Source organism: Pedobacter ginsengisoli, from assembly GCF_030244015.1.
GTDB lineage: Bacteria > Bacteroidota > Bacteroidia > Sphingobacteriales > Sphingobacteriaceae > Pedobacter > Pedobacter ginsengisoli.
In genome coordinates, this window is the sequence record NZ_JASSYX010000003.1 from 1,068,738 (window position 1) to 1,089,762 (window position 21,025).

Annotated in this window: 23 protein-coding genes; 10 read left to right on the forward strand and 13 right to left on the reverse strand. The window is 44.8% G+C overall.

Features of this window, described 5'->3' with window-relative positions:
- Window positions 1-46 precede the first annotated feature (46 nt).
- Window positions 47-916, reverse strand: a complete 870-nt coding sequence (locus tag QEP08_RS16925; protein WP_285059777.1) for a helix-turn-helix domain-containing protein — start codon at window positions 914-916, stop codon at window positions 47-49.
- Between the two features lie 141 nt (window positions 917-1,057).
- Between QEP08_RS16925 and QEP08_RS16930 the strand changes: the two genes are divergently transcribed.
- Genes QEP08_RS16930 through QEP08_RS16960 form a run of 7 tightly spaced genes read left to right on the forward strand, consistent with a single transcriptional unit; the run spans window position 1,058 to window position 8,735 of the window.
- Entirely contained in the window at window positions 1,058-2,704 is a 1,647-nt protein-coding gene (locus tag QEP08_RS16930) for an alpha-L-fucosidase (RefSeq protein ID WP_285059778.1), read from the forward strand.
- 15 nt (window positions 2,705-2,719) lie between these two features.
- A complete protein-coding gene (locus QEP08_RS16935) occupies window positions 2,720-3,718 on the forward strand; it encodes an aldo/keto reductase (RefSeq protein WP_285059779.1) in 999 nt (332 codons plus the stop codon).
- The gene (locus QEP08_RS16940; protein WP_285059780.1) at window positions 3,715-4,050 is read left to right on the forward strand and encodes an L-rhamnose mutarotase; all 336 of its coding nucleotides are present in this window, start codon (window positions 3,715-3,717) and stop codon (window positions 4,048-4,050) included. The genes QEP08_RS16935 and QEP08_RS16940 overlap by 4 nt, the downstream gene beginning before the upstream one ends.
- The gene (locus tag QEP08_RS16945) at window positions 4,050-5,072 is read left to right on the forward strand and encodes a zinc-binding alcohol dehydrogenase family protein (RefSeq protein ID WP_285059782.1); all 1,023 of its coding nucleotides are present in this window, start codon (window positions 4,050-4,052) and stop codon (window positions 5,070-5,072) included. The genes QEP08_RS16940 and QEP08_RS16945 overlap by 1 nt, the downstream gene beginning before the upstream one ends.
- Before the next feature lie 12 nt (window positions 5,073-5,084).
- Window positions 5,085-5,381 (forward strand): endo-1,4-beta-xylanase, encoded by a 297-nt coding sequence (locus tag QEP08_RS16950; protein WP_285059783.1) that lies wholly within the window; start codon window positions 5,085-5,087, stop codon window positions 5,379-5,381.
- A gap of 57 nt (window positions 5,382-5,438) precedes the next feature.
- The gene (locus tag QEP08_RS16955) at window positions 5,439-7,889 is read left to right on the forward strand and encodes a glycoside hydrolase family 95 protein (protein WP_285059784.1); all 2,451 of its coding nucleotides are present in this window, start codon (window positions 5,439-5,441) and stop codon (window positions 7,887-7,889) included.
- 6 nt (window positions 7,890-7,895) lie between these two features.
- Window positions 7,896-8,735 (forward strand): alpha/beta hydrolase, encoded by an 840-nt coding sequence (locus tag QEP08_RS16960; protein WP_285059786.1) that lies wholly within the window; start codon window positions 7,896-7,898, stop codon window positions 8,733-8,735.
- Window positions 8,736-8,811: 76 nt separating this feature from the next.
- Here the strand turns inward: QEP08_RS16960 and QEP08_RS16965 are convergent, their stop codons facing one another.
- The 8 genes from QEP08_RS16965 to QEP08_RS17000 all read right to left on the reverse strand — a co-directional run bounded on the left by QEP08_RS16965 (window position 8,812) and on the right by QEP08_RS17000 (window position 15,667).
- Window positions 8,812-9,618 (reverse strand): helix-turn-helix domain-containing protein, encoded by an 807-nt coding sequence (locus tag QEP08_RS16965; RefSeq protein WP_285059788.1) that lies wholly within the window; start codon window positions 9,616-9,618, stop codon window positions 8,812-8,814.
- A 58-nt stretch (window positions 9,619-9,676) separates the two neighbouring features.
- The gene (locus QEP08_RS16970; protein ID WP_285059789.1) at window positions 9,677-10,696 is read right to left on the reverse strand and encodes an SDR family NAD(P)-dependent oxidoreductase; all 1,020 of its coding nucleotides are present in this window, start codon (window positions 10,694-10,696) and stop codon (window positions 9,677-9,679) included.
- Between the two features lie 751 nt (window positions 10,697-11,447).
- A complete protein-coding gene (locus QEP08_RS16975; RefSeq protein WP_285059790.1) occupies window positions 11,448-12,098 on the reverse strand; it encodes a sensor histidine kinase in 651 nt (216 codons plus the stop codon).
- 17 nt (window positions 12,099-12,115) lie between these two features.
- Window positions 12,116-12,484, reverse strand: coding sequence for a hypothetical protein (locus tag QEP08_RS16980; protein ID WP_285059791.1), 369 nt, complete (start codon window positions 12,482-12,484; stop codon window positions 12,116-12,118).
- Entirely contained in the window at window positions 12,481-13,155 is a 675-nt protein-coding gene (locus QEP08_RS16985) for a response regulator transcription factor (RefSeq protein ID WP_285059792.1), read from the reverse strand. Before QEP08_RS16985 ends, QEP08_RS16980 begins: the two co-directional genes overlap by 4 nt.
- A 29-nt stretch (window positions 13,156-13,184) precedes the next feature.
- The gene (locus QEP08_RS16990; protein ID WP_349019047.1) at window positions 13,185-13,388 is read right to left on the reverse strand and encodes a hypothetical protein; all 204 of its coding nucleotides are present in this window, start codon (window positions 13,386-13,388) and stop codon (window positions 13,185-13,187) included.
- 83 nt (window positions 13,389-13,471) lie between these two features.
- Complete coding sequence (locus QEP08_RS16995; protein ID WP_285059793.1) at window positions 13,472-15,424, reverse strand: LTA synthase family protein; 1,953 nt, start codon at window positions 15,422-15,424, stop codon at window positions 13,472-13,474.
- Between the two features lie 33 nt (window positions 15,425-15,457).
- Window positions 15,458-15,667, reverse strand: a complete 210-nt coding sequence (locus QEP08_RS17000) for a hypothetical protein (protein ID WP_285059794.1) — start codon at window positions 15,665-15,667, stop codon at window positions 15,458-15,460.
- A gap of 228 nt (window positions 15,668-15,895) precedes the next feature.
- Here QEP08_RS17000 and QEP08_RS17005 point away from each other — a divergent pair, with 228 nt between their 5' ends.
- On the forward strand, window positions 15,896-17,200 hold the full coding sequence (locus tag QEP08_RS17005) for a spondin domain-containing protein (protein ID WP_285059795.1): 1,305 nt from the start codon (window positions 15,896-15,898) through the stop codon (window positions 17,198-17,200).
- A 45-nt stretch (window positions 17,201-17,245) separates the two neighbouring features.
- Window positions 17,246-17,389 (forward strand): DUF417 family protein, encoded by a 144-nt coding sequence (locus QEP08_RS17010; protein WP_285059880.1) that lies wholly within the window; start codon window positions 17,246-17,248, stop codon window positions 17,387-17,389.
- Window positions 17,390-17,443: 54 nt separating this feature from the next.
- Here the strand turns inward: QEP08_RS17010 and QEP08_RS17015 are convergent, their stop codons facing one another.
- The 4 genes from QEP08_RS17015 to QEP08_RS17030 form a co-directional block, all read right to left on the reverse strand.
- Window positions 17,444-18,193: a sulfite exporter TauE/SafE family protein gene (locus QEP08_RS17015; protein WP_285059796.1), complete on the reverse strand. Its 750-nt coding sequence runs from the start codon at window positions 18,191-18,193 to the stop codon at window positions 17,444-17,446.
- Window positions 18,190-18,663, reverse strand: a complete 474-nt coding sequence (locus QEP08_RS17020) for a DoxX family protein (RefSeq protein ID WP_285059797.1) — start codon at window positions 18,661-18,663, stop codon at window positions 18,190-18,192. Before QEP08_RS17020 ends, QEP08_RS17015 begins: the two co-directional genes overlap by 4 nt.
- Window positions 18,664-19,144: 481 nt before the next feature.
- Complete coding sequence (locus QEP08_RS17025) at window positions 19,145-19,432, reverse strand: hypothetical protein (RefSeq protein ID WP_285059798.1); 288 nt, start codon at window positions 19,430-19,432, stop codon at window positions 19,145-19,147.
- A gap of 6 nt (window positions 19,433-19,438) precedes the next feature.
- Window positions 19,439-20,038 (reverse strand): sigma-70 family RNA polymerase sigma factor, encoded by a 600-nt coding sequence (locus QEP08_RS17030; protein ID WP_285059799.1) that lies wholly within the window; start codon window positions 20,036-20,038, stop codon window positions 19,439-19,441.
- Window positions 20,039-20,170: 132 nt separating this feature from the next.
- Between QEP08_RS17030 and QEP08_RS17035 the strand changes: the two genes are divergently transcribed.
- Window positions 20,171-20,917: a peroxiredoxin-like family protein gene (locus tag QEP08_RS17035; RefSeq protein WP_285059800.1), complete on the forward strand. Its 747-nt coding sequence runs from the start codon at window positions 20,171-20,173 to the stop codon at window positions 20,915-20,917.
- The last annotated feature ends 108 nt before the right edge of the window (window positions 20,918-21,025 follow it).

Consider the following 21,025-nt stretch of genomic DNA (forward strand, 5'->3'; position numbering starts at 1 on the left):
GGAAGACGATAGAAATTTCAAAATAGCAGTGACATCGACCAATTAACTACAAAAAGTGTTTCCTGTAGGCTTTCGGACTCATTCCTGTTACTTTTTTGAAAGTCCTCGAAAAATGTGAAAGGCTTTCGAAGCCAGTCATCCTTGCAATTTCTATGTATTTTGCCTGGGAGGTCAAGATGAGATACTGCGCCCGCTCGATCCTTTTTTCGTTAATATAGGACAGCGGCCGGGAACCTGTGTACTGCTCGAACAGCCGGGAAAAATATTCTGAATTGAGATGGATCCGTTCAGCCAGAAATTTAACTGACAATGGCACATGCAGGTTCATAACAATGTGGCTGATGGTATCCAGGATCTTGACAGGGATGTGGTCGCGTTCCCTTTGTGCGATGATTTCCGGCGCAGTAAACCGGGAAACCAACTGCAGAAGAATACCCTGGGTTTCCAGGAACTGCGAAGTATTTTGCTGCATGTTTAATTCCTGATACTCCTTATAAAAAATATCTTTCTCATAGATCTTTGGATCGTCTGACCGGTTTATTCCCCGGCCAGGATTAATAGCAGTCAGACGCTCGAAGTTTAAAACATCAACTGGTTTTGCCTCAACTTTGAAGATAGACCTGTTTGAAGCGAATAAGGATTTACCATCTGAGGTCTCTTCAAAAAACTGTACGAAATATTGATTCAGCAACTGCTCACACGACAAATTACACAGTGTAAAACTTGGAATAATATATAGGTAGCCTTCCTCCAGCTTAAGTTTTTTTTCAAAATGCGAGATCTCCCCTTCACCCCCTGTGATGTAATAAATGCGGTGGTAAGGGCTGATCACATTTCTGTAATTCCATTTTGAATCCAGTTGAACGAGGTCAACATTCATCAGAGTGAAGCTGTGGGTCAATATACGTTTGATCATTATAACAATACTATAAAGTCTGTTTTGAGAAAAAAGATGTCTGTTTTAGTCTAATATAAACAAAGTAATACACATTACATTTGATAAGACAAATGATCTTACAATCGATTGTCTTAGAATATATTTGCCAACCAAATAAACATGATGAAACGGAGAACCTTAATTAAAGGCGGTCTTGCAGGACTTGCCACTTTATACACTGCCAGGTCCTTTGCACATTTGCAATCGGCCCGCTTGCCGTCTATAAAAGAAGAGCCTTTCCTCCCCACCTGGGACTCATTGGCACAATACCGTGTTCCCGATTGGTTCAGGGACGCCAAGTTTGGCGTTTGGGCACACTGGGGGCCTCAGTGCCAACCCGAGCGTGGCGATTGGTATGCGCGCGGGATGTACCAGGAAGGCAGCGACCAATATCAATACCACTGTGAAAAATATGGTCACCCTTCAAAATTTGGCTTCAAGGACGTCATTAACGAGTGGAAAGCGGAACGCTGGGATCCCGAATATTTGGTCGGCTTATATAAAAAAGCAGGCGCAAGGTATTTTATGGCCCTGGCCAACCACCACGATAACCTCGATCTATTTGACAGTAAGCACCAGCGCTGGAACTCGATCAACCTTGGCCCTAAGAAAGACCTCATGGCCGGTTGGGCAAAGGCGGCCAAAAGACAGGGGCTGCCACTTGGAGTAAGTGTGCATTCGGCCCATGCCTGGAGGTGGTACGAGACAGCACAGCGATCGGATACGAAAGGCCCGATGGCGGGAGTTCCGTATGATGGGCAGATGACTGCCAAACATGGCGACGGGACCTGGTGGCAGGGTTATGATCCGCAAGAATTGTATGCGCAGAACCATCCTTTGAGCAAGGATAGTCTGAACGACCACGCTATTCACGGTCAGTGGAACTGGGGCAACGGCGTATATCCGCCCTCTAAGGCTTACTGCGATAATTTTTACGACCGAACGCTCGACCTCATTGAGAAATATGATCCCGAACTGGTATACTTTGACGATACAGTTTTGCCGCTATGGCCCGTCAGTGATGCAGGATTACGTATTGCAGCACACTTATACAATAAAAGTATCCGTAAAAACGGAAAGCTAAGTGCAGTAGTTTGTGGTAAAATACTGGATGCTCAGCAGCGAAAATGCATGGTCTGGGACATTGAACGCGGTCAAAGCAATGCAATCGAACCGTTACCATGGCAGACAGACACATGCCTTGGGCAATGGCATTACGACAGAAGGGTTTACGATAATAATCACTATAAATCAGCAAAAACAGTTATCCATACCCTTGTGGATATCATTAGCAAAAACGGAAACCTGATGCTCAACGTCCCGTTAAGGGGCGACGGATCTATAGATGACAAGGAACTTGCCATTGTAGAAGGCATTGGCAAATGGATTGCGATAAATGGTGAGGGAGTGTATGGCACCCGTCCATGGAAAGTGTTTGGCGAAGGCCCGGCTATTGAATCTGTTGCTCCATTGAGTGCTCAAGGCTTTAACGAAGGCAAAGGCAAGCCTTTTGGGCCGGCAGACATACGCTTTGTCGTCAAAGGGAAAACCCTGTACGCAACGTTATTGGGATGGCCATCAGACAATACGGCCCTTGTCAAAACCTTAAAAGCTGGAGCTCATGGAAAAGTAGAAAAAGTCAGCTTATTGGGACATGGTAAAAAACTTAATTTCACACAGACTGCTGACGGGTTAAAGGTGAGTTTGCCAGAACAACCATCAGGAGATATCGCTTTCATATTGAAACTGGAAGGTTCATTTGTTTAAATCAGCAGAATAGAGATGAAGCTACCTCAAATTATTTTCGGCACCAGTGGTCTAGGCAACCTTTACGTGGCACTCCCTCAGGATGTCAAACAGGAGATCATCAGCGAATGTCTGAAACATTCATCTCCTCCGGTTGTATTTGATTCGGCCGGGAAGTATGGTGCCGGGCTGGCCCTGGAATCACTGGGAAAATGCCTCCAAAGTCTGCAGGTAAAACCGGAAGAAGTAGTGATCAGCAACAAATTGGGCTGGCTGCGAACGGAATTAACTGAACCTGAGCCAACTTTTGAACCCGGTGTATGGAAAGATCTGAAATATGATGCGGTCCAGAAAATAAGCTACCATGGTATCCTTGAATGCTACGAGCAGGGTAATCAGCTCCTGGGAGCATATGAGGCCCGGATGGTATCAGTACATGACCCTGATGAATATCTTGCCGGGGCTCAAAATACTGAAGATCTGGACAAGCGGTACCAGGACATCCTTCATGCTTACCAGGCCCTCAATGAATTAAAATCTGCAGGGAAGGTGGATTCAATTGGGGTTGGTGCCAAGAACTGGCAGACCATTCAAAAAATAAGCATGGACGTACAGCTCGACTGGGTAATGTTTGCAAACAGCATGACTGTACACAGCCATCCAAAAGAGTTGGTAAAGTTTATGGAAAAATTGCACAGAAAGGGTGTGCTGATCATCAATTCCGCAATTTTTAATGCCGGATTTTTGACCGGGTCAGACTATTACAACTACCGTGCGGTGAACAGGAGTACCGAGCCGGAGCTCTATAATTGGCGGGATAAGTTCTATCAGGTCTGCGACGCCTATAGCTTATCGCCCGCAGCGGTTTGCACTGCCTTTGTATTTCAGGCGCCCGGAGTTCAAAGCGTTGCATTAAATACGTCGAATCCTGAACGCATAAGCATCAATACGGGACTAAAAGATGTCCACATCCCTGCGGCCTTTTGGCAGGAAATGCGGAGGAACAAATTAATAGATCAAGATTACAAAATATGAAAAAATATTGCCTGGCACTGGATCTTAAAGATGATCCTGAATTGATTGCCGAATATGAACACTGGCACAAAGCCGAAAACGGCTGGCCTGAGATCCGCGAAAGCATTACCAGTTCGGGAATTACGAACATGCAGATCTACCGGACAGGCAACCGCCTGGTGATGATCATGGAAACCAACGATGATTTTTCTTTCGAACGTCAGGCAAAACTCATCGCGTTAAACACCAAAGTGCAAGCTTGGGAGAAACTGATGTGGGATTACCAGCAACCATTACCCTGGGCTAAAGCTGGAGAGAAGTGGCTCCCGATGGATCAAATTTTTCAATTGTAATGGAGAAGAATAAAACATTAGTCTGCAAAACACCTGGTGAACTGGCTTATACAGATGAAACAGTTGGCCCGCTTGCAGCGGATCAGACCTTACTGAAAATTAAACGGATCGGCATTTGCGGTACGGATCTACATGCTTTCAATGGTTCGCAACCCTATTTCACTTATCCAAGAGTTTTAGGACATGAGCTTGCGGCCGAAGTGGTCACCAGTAGTGATCCGAATAATTTTAAGCCGGGTGCTACAGTTACAGTAATGCCTTATCTGAACTGCGGGCATTGCCTGGCCTGCCGCTCTGGCAAAACGAACTGTTGCTCAGCCATGCAGGTTTTCGGAGTACACCGGGACGGGGGTATGGCTGAATATCTGCAGGTACCTACCAGATTAGTCATCAACGGCCAGGGATTAAACCTGGACGAGCTTGCGCTGGTCGAGCCTCTTGCTATCGGGGCCCATGGCATCCAGCGGGCAAGAGTAACTCCTGGAGAATATGTATTGGTGATCGGCGCAGGACCAATAGGCCTGGGAGCAATAGAGTTTGCCAGAATTGCAGGCGCAAATGTCATTGTAATGGATACCAACGCCAGGCGGCTGGACTTTTGTCAGCAAAAGCTGAAGGTAAAGCATATTATTCATGCGCTCTATGATAATGTAATTGAATTGCTGATGGAAATCACGGGCGGAGACATGCCAGCAGTTGTAATAGATGCCACCGGAAATCTGAATGCCATTAACGGTGCGTTCCAATACATGGCTCACGGCGGAAGATTCGTCCTGATCGGCTTGCAAAAAGGAGACATCAACTTCAGCCATCCGGAATTTCACAAGCGGGAGGCCACTTTGATGAGCAGCAGGAACGCTACCGTTGAAGATTTTAACCAGGTGATCTCCGCAATAAAAAATAAGTGGGTTCGCCCTCTGCTTTACATTACCCACCGCTGTACATTCGGAGAGGCCGCCGATGAATTTCAGACCTGGCTGAATCCGGAGAATGGAGTGATCAAAGCGATGGTTACAGTTTAAAAAGAAAATCAAATGAGATTGACCGTAAATATAAAAAATCACCTCATCACACTCCTGGCGGCATGGCCCCATCCACCCCGAAGAAGGTCGTTACAATTGGGCCGGGGCCGATGCAATTGTAGCTTTCGCACAGGAAAATGGGCTAAAAGTACGGGGCACAATTTGTGCTGGCACACCCAGGCACCTAAATGGATGTTTATAAACCAGGACGGCAGCCAGGTAACGAAGGAGATTTTACTCAAACGACTAAAAGACCACATCTATACAGTAGTCAGGCGCTATAAGGGAAAGGTCTACGCATGGGTGTAGTCAATGAAGCCATCTCCGATAATCCAAAAGAATTTTTACGACCGGATAACCAATGATATGAAAACAATATTTACAGTAAAAATCCTGCTATTGTTAACTGCGATAGGTACCTGCACAGCTGTGTACTCCCAGGCACAGACAGACCGCAATAAATTATGGTATGACAAGCCTGCTTCCAACTGGAACGAAGCCCTGCCAATTGGAAACGGTTTCATTGGGGGTATGATATTTGGCCGCCCGGAAAAAGAACGGATACAACTGAATGAATCGACCATATGGGCCGGAGGGCCGAACAGCAATATTGATACTGCGGCCAGGACCAATATAGATGAAGTCCGGCGTTTGCTCGCCCAAAAAAAATACCTGGAAGCGCAGATCGTGGCCAACAGCAAGCTAGGGCCGAAAGGAAACAGCGGCATGCCTTACCAACTTGCTGGTGACCTGTACATCGATTTTCCGGGGCAGACAGAAATCAGTAATTACAGGCGGGACCTGGATATTGGCAATGCTACAGCAACGGTGAGTTACAGCTCTGGCGGTGTGAACTATAAACGGGAATACCTGACTTCATTTACACACAATGTGATGCTGGTCAGGCTCAGTGCTGACCGCCCTGGAATGATCAGTTGCAGGATCACTCTTCAAAGTCCACTGAAAAAATCATTGGCTGTCGATGACAATGGTCTTATTCTAAGCGGAAAAGGAAGTGACCACGAAAACCAAAAGGGTCAGGTCCGGTTCACTGTGATGGCAAAAACAAAGCAAGCCGGAGGTACCAGTATGGCTGACAGTTCCGGACTGGTGATCTCCAAAGCAGATACAGCAGTCGTCTACCTTTCTATGGCCACAAATTTTATCAATTACCATCAGATTTCAGGAAACGATCAGAAAAAAGCACAATCAATTCTTGATGGCGCTTTTAAAAACTCCTTTTCCGGGTTGCGTGCAGCACATCAGCTGTTCTATAAAAAATACTATGACAGGGTAAAACTGAATCTTGGCCACTCTGCTTCTGCAGGTAAGCCAACAAATGTGCGAATAGCAGAATTCGCTGACGGCAACGACCCTCAGTTAGCTGAACTCTATTTCCAGTTTGGACGGTACCTGCTCATCTGCTCCTCACAGCCCGGTTCTCAGCCTACCAATCTGCAGGGATTATGGAACGGCGAGCTGAAAGGTCCCTGGGACAGCAAGTATACGGTGAACATCAACACAGAAATGAATTACTGGCCGAGCGAAGTAACGCAATTATCAGAATTGGGCACACCACTTTTTAACATGATTCGCGATCTGTCAGTTTCCGGACGCTCAGCAGCAAAGACCATGTATGGGGCAAGGGGATGGATGCTGCACCACAATACCGATATCTGGCGCACAACGGGGATAGTGGATGGTGCTTTTTGGGGATTATGGCCTATGGGAGGCGCCTGGCTGACTCAGCACCTTTGGGAACATTATCTGTATACCGGAGACAGAAGGTTTTTGAAACAATACTATCCCATAATGAAAGCCGCAGCATGGTATTACATGGATGTACTGCAAAAAGATCCTGATCATAAATGGATGGTGATCTCACCGTCGATTTCGCCGGAAAACCAATACATCGGAGGAAAGACACCCGTATCGGTTGCTGCCGGTGCGACGATGGACAATCAGCTGGTCTATGGCCTGTTTACTAATTTAATCAAAGCTGCCGCTCAACTAAAAACCGATAAAGCATTTTCTGACAGCCTGCAGAATTATCGGAATCAACTTCCGCCCATGCAGGTCGGCAAACATGGCCAGCTTCAGGAATGGCTGGAGGATTTTGACAACCCCGATGACAAACACCGCCATGTCTCCCATTTGTACGGCCTGTTCCCGGGCAACCAAATCTCTCCTTTTAAGCACCCCAAATTGTTCGCCGCCGCAAAAAATTCCCTTGTTTATCGTGGCGATGTATCTACCGGATGGTCAATGGCCTGGAAGATCAACCTCTGGGCGCGACTACTGGACGGCAACCATGCCTATAAACTGATTACCGACCAGATCAAACCAGTGACAGGCGGCTCAGGCGGCACCTATCCAAACCTGTTTGATGCGCACCCACCCTTCCAGATCGACGGTAATTTCGGCTGCACGTCCGGGATCGCGGAAATGCTCCTTCAAAGTCACGACAATGCACTCTATTTGCTTCCGGCCCTCCCAGATGCCTGGCCAAAAGGCAGCGTTACAGGTATGATGGCCAGGGGCGGGTTTAAAGTGGATATGGAATGGTCTGATCGCAAGATCACCAAACTAGTAGTCCATTCATCCCTTGGCGGCACTTGCAGGATCAGACTAAATCACCAGATAGGCACCCCGATTCTCAAAAAAGCAACAGAGAAAGAAAGCGGATTTTTTAATCAGGCTACCGACATCAAAACACCGCTGATTAAAAATAGCGGAAAAGATCTAAGCATCAACTTACCACAAACCTGGCTGTATGATCTGGATACCAAAGCTGGTCAAACTTATACCATTATCTAAACAATTATGAAAAGATTTATTTGCCTTTTAGTCCCGTTGCTTACTCAGCTTTTTTCAGTTTCCGCGCAGCAACCCGGCCCACCATCTGAAGGTTTTGATGTGATGCGTTCCGGCATCGCTCATGGACGCCTTGACACGATTACCTATGCATCCAAAACTGTGGGAACAAACCGGAAAGCAGTAGTTTATTTACCACCTGGATTCACTGATAAAAACAAATACCCTGTCCTCTATCTCTTACATGGCATTGGCGGTGATGAACTGGAATGGCTGCGTAACGGTAACCCCCAGCACATTCTTGACAACTTATATGCGGCAAAAAAAATTGTGCCGATGATTGTCGTGCTTCCCAATGGAAGGGCAATGCCCGATGACAGGGCAGCAGGTAACATCATGGCGGCAGATAAGGTAGCGGCATTCAGCAATTTTGAAGGTGATCTTCTGAATGACCTCATCCCCTATATTGAGCAGCGATACCCGGTGCTGGCAGACAGAAAATCCAGGGGAATTGCAGGGCTTTCCATGGGTGGAGGGCAGGCTTTGAACTTTGGCCTGGGCAATCTCGATAAATTTGCCTGGATTGGCGGTTTCTCCTCCGCTCCCAATACCAAGCAACCTAAAGAGCTGCTTGCAGATCCGGCCTCAGCCAGAAGCAAAATCAGTCTGCTCTGGATTTCCTGTGGGGATCAGGACAGGCTGCTGCCGATAACTGAGCGTACCCGTGACTATCTGTCCGCAAACCAAGTCCCACACACTTTCTTAAAAGAACCTGGCCAGCATGATTTCAAGGTCTGGAAAAATGACCTTTATCAGTTTAGTCAGCTTTTATTCAAATCCGAAAAATGAGCTGCCACAAGAAATAGATTGATCTGTAAGTCCATGTCATCCTGATCAAATTCCCAGCCGACCGAAACGCTTACGGCTATGGATGCAACTGGTTGGGTGAAACCCCATATTTCTTTTTGAAAATAAAGGAAAAATGGGAGAGGTCTTCAAAACCGACTTCGAGGTAAACCTCAGTCGGTTTTTTCTTTTTCTCGGCCAGGTGATAATAAGCCAGTTCCAACCTTTTGTCGGTCAGCCATTTCTGTGGCGTGGTATAGAACAGTTTTTTAAAATCCCTGTTGAATGTTGACAAGCTTCGGCCGGTCAGGTAGCCCAGTTTTTCCAGAGACATATTGAACATAAAATTACGCTGCATGAAATCGATCAGGTCGATCTTGCCCGGAACATCAAAGTTGGCAAGGACGCTATCCACACTTGGATCGATCAGCCGCAGGATGTTGATCGCCTCTTCAATTTTAAGGGTGGCCAGACTTTCCGGAAACTCACTTTCCACGTCAAAATAGGGGATCAGAGAAGCCAGACAGCTTTCCAATAGCGGATGGTTGCTGAAGCGGTATAATTTCTGCCGGGACGGTGTTTTCTTTTTATACTCAGTCTTTTCATAGAACTTCTTTAGCCGCTCAGTGGACAGGTGCATCACCACGGTTTTGTGTGGCAGGCCATTTTTCGGATAGTTGATGATCGTAGCCAGTTCATTTCTGGGGATTAGAAAAATATCCCCTGTTTTAAAGTTGAAGGTGGAATCTGCCTGAATGATCCTGGTTTCACCAGAAATGAACCATACCAGCATGTGGTCATCAAACATCAGGTCTGATTTGAACAGCTTGTCCTCATAGCTGGAAAGCTTGATGTCTTTGGTCAGGTATTTGGATATATGTTCCATTGTGATAAAGTTATTGGTTTTTGATTACATTCCATCAGATGCACTGCCTGCCATCGGCCTAGTCTGCGTTGAATTCAATTCCTGTCATTTCCCGGGTCAAATCCCATAGCCTTTTGGCACTGCTTTGGTCCAGCGAATAGGCCAGTACTCCATTTTGGTGCAGTTTAGCGTTCGATTGTACAGCCAGGTCTTCATATAGCAGTTCAGCGATATCGGCATCTTCGCAGTATACGCCGCCGATATTGTTGAGCAAGGGACTGGTGGCAGCCCATACCGAAGTAGCAGCACCCTGTGCGATAGTTTTCAGGCCGGCCAATATTTCCGGCCGAATGTTCCCGTTTTCATCAAAAAACCCCATCTGTTTAAACAGTTCGATATCCGCATCTCTAGCCAGTTCTGTTCCTGCAATCGATCCGGGGTGTAAGGAATAGGCCCTTACCTGGTGTGCTTTTGCACGATTATCCAGTTCCAGAGCGAATAGGTTGCTGGCGGTTTTTGACTGTCCATAGCCTAGCAGTGTCTGGTATTCTCTGTGCTCGAAATTGGGGTCATCGAAATTAAAGGGTGCCATATGGTGTCCCAACGAAGAAACATTGACAACGCGTGCACCGTTGGCTTTTTTAAGTGCCGGCCACAGTCTTGCGACTAGCTGATACTGGCTTAGATAATTGGTTGCCAGCTGTGATTCAATACCATGGCTATTTCTTTGGAGTGGTACCCACATGATCCCCGCATTGTTAATGAGCAGATGAAGAGGCCTGCCTGATGCAAGGAAATTTTCCGCAAACGCATCGATGGTGTCAGGCTGGATCAAATCCATTGCCTCTATTTCTACATTTGGAATGGCTTCCAGATTTTTCTTTGCTTTTTCAACATCCCTTGCCGGTACAATCACAGTCGCTCCTGCTGCCGCAAGTACACTGACAGTCTCCAGGCCAATACCTGTATTGCCACCCGTTACGATTGCGATCTTTCCAGTCAGGTCGATGCCTTTGAGAACTTCAGTTGCTGTTGATTTGGTATTAAACCCCGATCCTATCGGGTGTTGTAATGCGCCTTGATAATTGTTCTTTTCCATTTTCTTTTATTAAATGATATAGGGCAAATTTAGGCCGATACGAAAGGGTGTGTTTTGTTCAGAATGTCAATTAATTTTGTTGAGAATGTCAGCCTGATCATTCAGAGATACAGAACCCAAACTACTTTACGCTTGAAAGCAAATTTCAAATTGATGTTAACTTATACCCGGATTATCACTTAAAAACGACGAGTAAATTAAGGACTGGACACAATATTGCCTGAACGTACATCAAGCCGTCAAAAGCTAAATTAACAACTCCTCTAATTCAATTTAACCGTAAAATCTAAATTAACGGGCATTCTTATTTTAGTTTATAATAATAAAAATTGACTCGATCGAATGAACTCTTTTAATCCAGGCACTTATACCAATCAGGGATACTACAAAAGCTTTCAGCCAAACCCAATAAATAGAGCATGGGAACTGAATGACATAGAGGTAATAAATCTCCTTGGTAAAGCAGACAGACAATTGGGACGACTAGACATGTACCCTGAATATATCCCAAATATAGATATGTTATACAAATTTGGTCAACTAGCAATGATCAATATGTAATAAGACGAAAAGGTGTTTAAATATCTCGACGAGACGGATTCAAACTATTTCGTTCCCTTATTCAGATAAAAGTGTGCTTAAAATATTAACTTTCAATCTAACCACCCCATTAAAATTGAGTTGTGCTAGACTTCCAGAGTCATAACCGGAATTTTGCATGTACATGCAACAACTTTTTCTCTTGATTAAATCAGAACCTCACTGAAAACTGATGTTGCTGTTCAGTAAATTTGTACTCGACCGCCCAGCCATACCTGCTATAAATTTGTTCTACTATGGAAAGTCCAAGTCCACTACCTGGTGTCTGACCGGACGCTGTGCTAAATCTCCTGAATAACTTGACGGCATCCAGCGGGTAGTTTCCCGGATTGGAGATGACCAGTTCGGCGACGGAAAGATAAACCATAATTTTAACACCTGGTTCTGTATGCCTTAATGAATTCATCAGCAGATTGGTGAGCATAATCTCAATCAGTATCCTATTTCCTTCAACTATGCAAATGGGATTGATATTAGCTTCAATAGTCCGCCCCTCAAGCAGGTCCGAGAGCAAATCAAGAACCTCTTGAAGCGGCTCGGATATATTAATCTGCTGTTTATCCAGAAATTGCTGGTTTTCTATTTTAGCAAGTAGCAATAGATTCTTATTGATCCTTGAAACCCTGGACAGCGCGTTGTTTGTCTCCTCAATAATCTGAGATTGGGCCGAACTCAATGCGCCGTCCTGAAGCAACAAATCCAGTTTAGACTGAACTATGGCTAATGGAGTTTGCAACTCGTGCGATGCATTCTCCGTAAATTCTTTTTGCTGGCGGAATGCGGCAATATTACTTTCTAACAACTTATTTATACTCGTATTTAACTCCTCAAATTCAATGACATTTCCTGGCTCAAAGTGCACGGTTGTGTTGCTGGTGAGATCAAATGCTTTGATTTTTTCCAGAGTTTGGTAAAACGGCCGCCAAAGCCGACTGGATATCTTGTGGTTAAGCCATACAAATCCGACCAATATAAGTGCGAAAAAAAAACCGTTAAAAGAGTGATCGCACCGATAATGAGGTAGCTGTCTTCTCGGCCGGCCTCAGCTGTTAAAATAATATTATGCTCATCCAACTCGTACTGCCACAGTTCACGGATTGCAAGATAATAAACAGGAATACTGCAAGCCAGTACGATTCCTGCATATACGGTGAACTGTTTTAGTGATTTATTCAGCAATTTATTCATACCTCCCATTTATATCCGTTGCCGTACAATGTCTTAAGATAATTACCTGATCCTGCTTCTGTCAGCTTCTTTTTTAGATTCTTAATGTGCGCATAGATGAAATCATGGTTATCCAGCATATCTGCCAGGTCTCCAGACAGATGTTCCGCCAGGGCACTTTTAGAAATCACCTTATTCTTATTGCCGATAAAAAAAACAAGCAGTTCAAGTTCCTTTTTAGTGAGCGGAACCAAAACTTCACCTACATAAACAGCCTTGGCCAGCAGATCAACTTTCAAATCCCCTTGCAGAACAACATTGGAATTACCGAAGTTTCTTCGGCGGATAACTGAAAATATCCTTGCTGCAAGTTCCGAAAGATGAAAAGGTTTTGCCAGGTAATCATCAGCACCGAGCTCCAACCCCTTTATCTTATCTTCCAGTGAGTTTTTAGCAGAGATAATTATTACGCCGTCTTCTTTATGCTGCTGCTTCAATTCATCCAGGATCTTCATCCCGCTGCCTCCAGGGAGCATCAAGTCCAGGAGGATGCAATCATACTGATGTGCTCCGATTTTATCCCAGGCCTCATGATAATCCATTGCCAGTTCGCAAAGGTAATTCTGCCCGGAAAGGTAACTCACCATGCTTTTTGCAAGCTCGGGCTCGTCCTCAATGATCAACACTTTCATATGATTAAAACCTTTTGATAAAATTAAGGCTAATTCTGCCATTTTTGATATCCCGGACTAACGATCATGTCTTGCACATTTCCATGAAATATTTTTTGTTTAAGATAAGGATAAAGCAGGTAAGAAATTTTAGTTGATAAAATTCCTGTTCCTGTGCCCATTGCCACCACGTAGCCTGCCACTCCATACCATACCGACTTATCTTTAAATTCCTTGGTGCAGAAATTCCGCACTCATAAAGGCAAAAGAGGTATGGCCAGATGGAAATGAATTTGAAACAAAGCTATCCTCCAATTTTGTGGAAAATCTGTTGATACTATTGATGCAGACCACCATACTTATAAAGATCATAAGCGGTCTGATAATTTGCTTTTGCCTGATCAATTACATTTTTAGATAGTCTATCAGGTTTTTGGGTGTCGTCAGATTTAAGATACAAAAAAGTCTCTACTTTCTGCTGAGGCCCTAAGATGACCAGGCTGTCGTTTTTCAAGTAAGCCAGTTTTTGATAAGTGCCTAAAACTGCCCTTGGCTGAAAAGCGGGGTCCAGTACATTGCGGCCATAAAGATTGCTTTCATAGTTCCAGCCCAGCAGGCTGAACAGGGTTGGATAAAGGTCAATCTGAGAGCACATTTTGCTGATGACTTTCCTGCCTTTTTCCGGAAGGTTCACAATCACACAGGGAATATGGTATTTGCTGATCTCAATCTCGTTTTTCCCCGCGCTTCCGGCGCAATGGTCGGCGACAATAATTACTACTGTATTTTTATACCAGGTTTTCTTTTGGATTTCTTTCAAAAAGTGATCTATTGCATAATCGGTATACCTCACAGCGGCTTCACGGGTACCGGGCTTCCTATTAATTTTCCCTTCCGGAAAAGTAAAGGGTCTGTGATTGGAGGTCGTCATGACGAAATCGTAAAATGGCTTTCCTGCCTGATAATCTTTATCCGCACCGCTGACTACCGCTTTAAACAAGTCTCCGTCACTGATTCCCCAGGCATTTTCAAAATGGACTTCCTGGTCTGGGATTACCGTTCTTTTTGTGCGATAAGTATCACCGATCTTCAGGTTCCGGCCACGATCTGTGATATTAAATCCATTACTCCCGAAGTATTCATTCATGTTGTCAAAATAACCATCGCCACCATAATAAAAGGTCCTGGTATAACCTGCCTTTTGGAATATGTGGCCGACTGTGGTGAGGTTCTGATTGTCCTGCCTCCTCACGATACTGCTGCCCGGCGTAGGTGGTATTGCTAAACTTAATGCTTCCATTCCCCTTACAGTCCGTGTCCCGGTGGCATACATATTGGTAAATATCAGGTTCTTATCAGCCAAAGAATCCAATGCAGGCATCAAGTGCCCGGTGTTGCCAAAATGTTCCATAAAATCAGCACTCAAACTTTCCACCGTGATCATGATCACATTGGGTTTATAAAATTTTCCATCGCTTTTGATGGCCCTTTTGATGGAATTGCCTTTGCTGAGAAAAGTGCTGTGTTGTTCCTGCAATTCTTCCCTGATCAGCTTAAAGGCCTTGTCTTTGGGCAACAATGAATAAAAGTCATTGTAGTTCAGTTCATTGTTTTTAAATGCAGAAAAGAATGAATAGATACCCGCCTTGGAAAGTTCATTTTCGTAACGGTTGGCACTGGATTCTGCATAAGCATTGCTCAGCAAAAACGGATAAGAAACCGTCATGGCGAGCATAATGACAGAAATCAACAACCGTCTTTTAAAAGGCATTGCTGACTCAAATGACAACTGGAAAATTTTCATTCTCTGAAATAGCCACATCACCAAAAGAACCAGGGCCAGCACACCTCCAATTAATAATGGCAAGGGGTAAGATTCGTTAATGTTATTGACTACTTCATAAGTGTAAATGAGATAATCAACTGCAATAAAATTGAAGCGGCTCTCAAATTCCTGCCAAAAAGTAAGCTCAGCAAAGAAGGAGAAAAACGAGATCAGCAGTACAAGGAACAGACCGCTGTAAGTAATGACCTTATTTCCTATTGAGTTTGACCACTTAGCGGGTAAAAATAGCAGATACAAATTGTAGACCGCTGTCAGCAACAAAGCAACTCCCAGGTCATAATCCAGTCCTAAAAGAAATATCCTGAAGACTCCCGCAGCACTAAAGTCAGCTTTGGAGAGGGAAACGATAAACAGCCCTGTCCTGATCAGGAAGGATGTAACAAGAAAGACTATAATAAAAGAGAACAGGACCATGTACCTGCTCCTCAAAATCCGGTTAAACATATATATTCTATATATGCAAACTTCGGTTTGAATTTAGTAGAAATTCTGAATTTCAGCTAATACAGCCCTTAGACCGGCAAATCTAAAACTTATAACTGTAACCCACCTGAATACCTGTGTTTCCAGATAATCTATACTGATCAGGCTAAACCCGTTGCTCCTCACCTCTCTTTTTGGGTTCAGTGTATTGAACAAGTCTACTTCACAATCACGTTGACCGGGAGATTTAGGTACTCCAATCACGTCGTTATAGTAAGTATATAGGTCGACAACACTAATCTATTACCGGAGCTCTTTTGTGAGTGGATTTTATCCTCCAGTTTATTGCTGCGCATCATTTCTAAATCGGCAATGTGTACGTAGCATTCGGCTTGGACCTTGTGCTTTCCTGCCAATCAATGCAACACCCAATTTAGGTAGAAAAATTTGTAAGGAAATGTGGACTTTTCCGACAATACGGATAAAAGCTTTATGAAAAATCTTAAAATCCCATCTTTGATTATGGCAGCAGTGCTGTCCATCGCCTTTACTTCCTGTAAGAAGTCCGACCACATTTCCCCAATGGAATCCTTTGAAAAAACAACAGTGAGTATAGAAAACATCCTGGACTCAAAACCACTTGTAGAATCGGGGACCTTTCAGGGCACAGGATCTCCTGCATTGATTCTTCCGGGCCAGTCTGTGGCAATCACCTTTTCAGCCGCCAAAGGCGAGGCCATTTCCTTTGTCAGCATGTATGGCGCGTCAAATGATTTATTTTTCGCTCCGGAGAACCCAGGCATTTTGGTTTACGACAATGACGGCAAACCGGTGGAAGGAGACGTTTCGTTGCTGGTCAAACTATGGGACAATGGTTCCAGGGTAAACCAGGCACCCGGAAACGCAGTAAACCATCCCGGAACGGCAGAGAGTAAGAATATAACTGAAGTAACCGAATCAGATGCGCAGGGCAACACCTATCTGTCTGCAGATAAGCTGGTAAAAGCAAGTCTGAAATATACCGGAAACTCGCAGTTTACCCTCACCCTGGAAAACATTTCAGGCGGTACTGCCAATGAAACCCCACTGAGCCCAGGAGTATGGGCAGTTTCTTATATCGCAGGGGGAAACCTGCTTAATCCTACACCTTTGTTCGAAAAGGGGCAATCTACAAACAGTGCCCTTACTGCTATTGCAGAATCCGGCAATAATGAGCCACTCAAGGCCGTCACCTCAAGTCGTACCGGAATATTCACTCCTTTATCCCCTGTGCTGTTGGTAATTTACAATGGCATTGAAAATCCCCTGTACAAATTAGGCGAGAAAGACAGAGGAGAAGGGTTGAAAGACCTTGCCCAAAAAGGTGATGCCTCGGTTTTGTCTGCGTATCTGAAAGGTAAAAACGGCATTCAATCGGTTTACGTACTACCCGCCCCTAATACTACCGTCCTGTTGCCTAAAATAAATGGACAGCCCGGAGGATCAGTATCTCAGGAAATTCAGGTTTCCAAAGGTGACAGGCTCGCAATTGCTACCATGTATGGCTTTTCCAATGACTGGTTCTTCGCCACCGGAGCCGAAGGCATCGATCCATCCAAAAAAGGAGATCTCTCGGAGGGCATAGGCCTGTTTAACAATGGTACGGCAACCGACCAGTTTCCGGGAGCCGGAGTTACACAATTCAACCTGGCGGGCACTCCCTTAGCGGAGAGCACCCCGATTTCCGCTGTTCCGAATCCAAACGCCTTTACCACTTTACCCGCAATAAATCAGATCATCAAAGTCACCCTCAAATAATTATTAAAGTAACCTTGATATGAGAAATTTAAAAAGCATATTTTTATCACCACCTTGAGTTTCCTTGCCACCACACCAGGTATCTGGAAAGTTACGGACGGGATGCCTGTTAGTGACTTTTTTGTTGTAAAAGACCTGGCCTTTCTTGCAATATCCCCCCAGGTGATCGGATCGCATCAGGTCTCTTAGAAAGAAAGCCGGCAAGCAGCTAAGGGCTGTCCCGGCTTTCTTGTCATTCAATATTTAAACCTGGTAAATGCAGTTAAGGATCACCAGGGTACCCAGCGCCAGAACGGCCAGGTAACTATACTTAAAAAAACGACCATTCTGCATTCTGGAGTTAATAAACCTTCCTGCAAGTATTGCAGGAACCAGCGCTGGAAGCGACCACAGGAAATACTTCAGCACACCTGCATCCAGCAATCCCGCCTGCCAGTAGCCTGCTATACTGATCAATCCCACGATAAAAAAGTAGGCTTGTAAAGTAGCCCTGAAATTTACCGCTGTCCAGCGGCGTTTGGCCCCATAGATGACTAGCGGCGGCCCGTTGATGCCGTAGGCGCCACCAAACACGCCAGACAGCATCCCGCAAACCAGTAACCACCATTGGCTATCTTCCTTTAGCGCTTTGAGCTCACTTCCCTTTAAAAGATAGACTGAAAACGAAATCATCAGCGCTCCAAGAATTAGCTTGACCACCATTTCCTGGGCATGTACCAGGAGCCATAATCCAAGCGGAACCCCAATCAGGGCATACAGAATCAGGTAAGCCGCACTTTTCAGGTAAACTTTCTTGCGGTCCTGGGCGACAACAAAGGCAGCCACAAATACTGAAACCAATACAGATAATGGAACAGCCGCATTTAACGGCATAACCATAGAAAGTAATGGAACGGCAATCAGGGATTCCCCAAATCCGAAAGCTGAACGGAACAGGGCAGCAATCATAACGATCAGAGAAACAATCAAGACAGTCGGGAACAGATGCATCATCGATTTCGGCCTTTAAGGAGCTTATCTACCGAAAAAGCACCAGCCCCGGTACACATTATGGAAATAAGCCCTGCAATATACAGCAAATTAATCTCATATCCCGGCGGGCCAAATAAGGGGCCCTCAGGCGATAGCCCGATCGTTTTTACGGAACTGAAGCCGTAGTGAATGTGAATGGTAAACATGGCCACAAGCATGATGCATATCAGCGGAATGGCGGTAAGCACCACTGAATAACCAAAGAAAATAAACAGGCCGCCCAGCACTTCTATTATCGAAATCGCCCAGGCCATAAAATGCGGGAATGGGACCTCAAGTTGAGTGAGCAGTTTTTCAAAACCGGAAGGGGCGCCCTTGGATAACTTCACCCAGCCATGAGCGATAAAACCAACGCCGATGATTAGCCGCAGAATTAACGGAGCTGCCAGTTGATATTTTTCGTTTGATATATTGATGATTTGAGTTTTCATAATTGATTGGATTTTGTTGAAAATACATAAAAAGTCCATTCCGCCCGGTAATGTACGAGCGGGAGTAGTGGACAGACATAACGAAGAAAATCTCAAATCAATAGCGTCCGGTTCCTCAGATAAATCGGAACCTTACTGGGAGTTTCTAAACTGAATGCTAAGGAAAAGTAGGTTTGACAAACCGTGACAGGCAGATACCCGGCCCCAAACTGTTGGTTTGAAGTGAAGAGTAACCCCTTTTTTTGCGTACGGGAAACTTTGCTCTCACTTGCTAAAGTGATCTTGCCGGTCGAAGGGCAGCTCATGGCCGAAATTCTTCTCAGGTTTTGCTTATAGCTTTGTTCCTGATGAGGCAACAAGGCATTGCTAATCGCCGTTCTGAGAGGGCAAAAGCTAAAGATAATGAAGCCCGCAATCAGCAGAACTGTTCCAGTAAGTGAACCTTTGGGGCGTAGATGCTTATAGCTGAATGTTGCCCTCATTAGTTGTTGGCCAGATGATCGTCGATGCGTTCCCGTAATTTCTTTTTATAACTTTCATTAAGCTTGAGCGCTGCTGGCCCGGAGCTTAACAAATTCCTGGCCATTTGGTTAATTAACTTACTCTGCTTCATGAACGTTACGCAGATCGAGCATCCGGCAAGGTGAATTTTCAGTTCAAGTTTTTCCCGCATAGTAATTTTACCGATCTGCTGCTTTTCTATCAGGTAGGTAGCTTTTCTGCAATTGTAGGCTATGCTTTTCAGCTGTGCTGGGTCAATCATTTTCATATAGCTTTATATCCAGTTTTTCTGAAGGCAGGATCTTAAGTTTACTTTTGCCCGGTGAATGATTACCCAAAAGTTGGATGAGCTGAGTTTCAATGACTGGCAAATCATCTCGGTAGATTCATCATCGATGTGTTTCATTGTAAATACTGAAAGCCAGATGGACGGCAACTTGTCCATGCAAGCCTTGAGAATCTTTTGAAACTCCTTATTTTCAAGTGCGTCGACCTGCTCTATACCAAATGCGGCCGGACGGTGCTGATTATTCCAGTGCCCATCTTCCTGATCAAAAAAATCATGATCCATGTTCTCTGACTCAAGCATGGAACCCTTTTTTGCAAAACCAGACCCTTTGGAACGGTAAACGTCAACGATCTTATTTTTTAAGATAGCAGTCAGCCAGGTCTTTTCAGTACTTCGTCCTTCAAATGCCCTGTACTTTTCCAGGGCAGCTAAAAACGTTTCCTGAACCAGATCGCGAGCCAGTTCCTGGCTGTTAATCCGGACCAGCGCAAAGCCATAGAGGTAGTCAGCATACTTATCTACCCACAGATGCGGGTCTGACGGACCGGTTTTAAAGTTGGATATTTCTGATCGGGTTGTTTGCATAGTATATTACACTGCCAATATTGGCCCTTAGTCGGACGAGGAAAGCAATCCTTACAAATATTTAAAATTTCTGTAAGGAATTTTTCAGCAGCCCGACAAAGCAACAAATCTTGAAAACAATTTAATAAAATTATGGAACACTTAAACCCTGGGAAAAGCCTCAAAAGTATTATTTTATGCAGCAAAATAAAGCTGAACTATTCGCTAAGCCTGTATATACATATTCTCGTCCTGACACTAGGCTTTGCCCTAACAGTAGAAGCAAATGCCAGGCAATTATACTCGCCTTTTCAAAGTGAATCGCCTGCAGACACCATAAAAATGTATTCCGGTGTTCCTTTAAAGCCTGAAGATATCTCTCCCTTGCTGATTGGTGAACAAATACCAATGGTGAAGCTCCCAATGATTTCAGGCGAGTCCTTTGACCTCAACAAAGCTATTGCAAAAAAACCGACGATCCTGGTGTTTTACCGCGGAGGCTGGTGTCCTTATTGCTCCAAACAGCTTTCGGGATTGCAGGAGATCGAAAAAGAGCTGACAACTAAAGGCTATCAAATCATTGCGATCAGTACCGATAGTCCGGCCAACCTTCGCAAAACTCTGACCAAAGAAAAACTATCCTATATCCTCCTATCCGATGCTGACCTAAGCGCAGCCAAGCGTTTTGGTATCGCTTTCAAAGGACCAAAAAATTACGACAGCTTCCTCGCTGAAGCCTCAGGGGGCAAAAACATAAATAAGCTATTGCCTGTCCCCTCAGTTTTTATTGTGAACAAGAAAGGGACTATCCTTTTTGAATACATCAATCCAAATATTACCCAAAGATTGAGCGCTGGTCTGCTGAAGGGCGCAGCTTCAGTACTTCTGTCAGAAATGTAAGTCGTCAAGCCCGATCTAGACTATCAGGCCGTTGCCCCAGTCCTGATCCAACAAGGAACTCCCGCAATTCCACATCTGATATTGTCGAAGTTACTTTCGTCATAGAAA

Excerpts from the sequence above, each read along its gene's own strand:
- QEP08_RS16925 (WP_285059777.1), bottom strand. The coding sequence starts at position 916 with ATGATCAAACGTATATTGACCCACAGCTTCACTCTGATGAATGTTGAC.
- QEP08_RS16930 (WP_285059778.1), top strand. The coding sequence starts at position 1,058 with ATGATGAAACGGAGAACCTTAATTAAAGGCGGTCTTGCAGGACTTGCC.
- QEP08_RS16935 (WP_285059779.1), top strand. The coding sequence starts at position 2,720 with ATGAAGCTACCTCAAATTATTTTCGGCACCAGTGGTCTAGGCAACCTT.
- QEP08_RS16940 (WP_285059780.1), top strand. The coding sequence starts at position 3,715 with ATGAAAAAATATTGCCTGGCACTGGATCTTAAAGATGATCCTGAATTG.
- QEP08_RS16945 (WP_285059782.1), top strand. The coding sequence starts at position 4,050 with ATGGAGAAGAATAAAACATTAGTCTGCAAAACACCTGGTGAACTGGCT.
- QEP08_RS16950 (WP_285059783.1), top strand. The coding sequence starts at position 5,085 with ATGAGATTGACCGTAAATATAAAAAATCACCTCATCACACTCCTGGCG.
- QEP08_RS16955 (WP_285059784.1), top strand. The coding sequence starts at position 5,439 with ATGAAAACAATATTTACAGTAAAAATCCTGCTATTGTTAACTGCGATA.
- QEP08_RS16960 (WP_285059786.1), top strand. The coding sequence starts at position 7,896 with ATGAAAAGATTTATTTGCCTTTTAGTCCCGTTGCTTACTCAGCTTTTT.
- QEP08_RS16965 (WP_285059788.1), bottom strand. The coding sequence starts at position 9,618 with ATGGAACATATATCCAAATACCTGACCAAAGACATCAAGCTTTCCAGC.
- QEP08_RS16970 (WP_285059789.1), bottom strand. The coding sequence starts at position 10,696 with ATGGAAAAGAACAATTATCAAGGCGCATTACAACACCCGATAGGATCG.
- QEP08_RS16980 (WP_285059791.1), bottom strand. The coding sequence starts at position 12,484 with ATGAATAAATTGCTGAATAAATCACTAAAACAGTTCACCGTATATGCA.
- QEP08_RS16985 (WP_285059792.1), bottom strand. The coding sequence starts at position 13,155 with ATGAAAGTGTTGATCATTGAGGACGAGCCCGAGCTTGCAAAAAGCATG.
- QEP08_RS16995 (WP_285059793.1), bottom strand. The coding sequence starts at position 15,424 with ATGTTTAACCGGATTTTGAGGAGCAGGTACATGGTCCTGTTCTCTTTT.
- QEP08_RS17005 (WP_285059795.1), top strand. The coding sequence starts at position 15,896 with ATGAAAAATCTTAAAATCCCATCTTTGATTATGGCAGCAGTGCTGTCC.
- QEP08_RS17015 (WP_285059796.1), bottom strand. The coding sequence starts at position 18,193 with ATGATGCATCTGTTCCCGACTGTCTTGATTGTTTCTCTGATCGTTATG.
- QEP08_RS17020 (WP_285059797.1), bottom strand. The coding sequence starts at position 18,663 with ATGAAAACTCAAATCATCAATATATCAAACGAAAAATATCAACTGGCA.
- QEP08_RS17025 (WP_285059798.1), bottom strand. The coding sequence starts at position 19,432 with ATGAAAATGATTGACCCAGCACAGCTGAAAAGCATAGCCTACAATTGC.
- QEP08_RS17030 (WP_285059799.1), bottom strand. The coding sequence starts at position 20,038 with ATGCAAACAACCCGATCAGAAATATCCAACTTTAAAACCGGTCCGTCA.
- QEP08_RS17035 (WP_285059800.1), top strand. The coding sequence starts at position 20,171 with ATGGAACACTTAAACCCTGGGAAAAGCCTCAAAAGTATTATTTTATGC.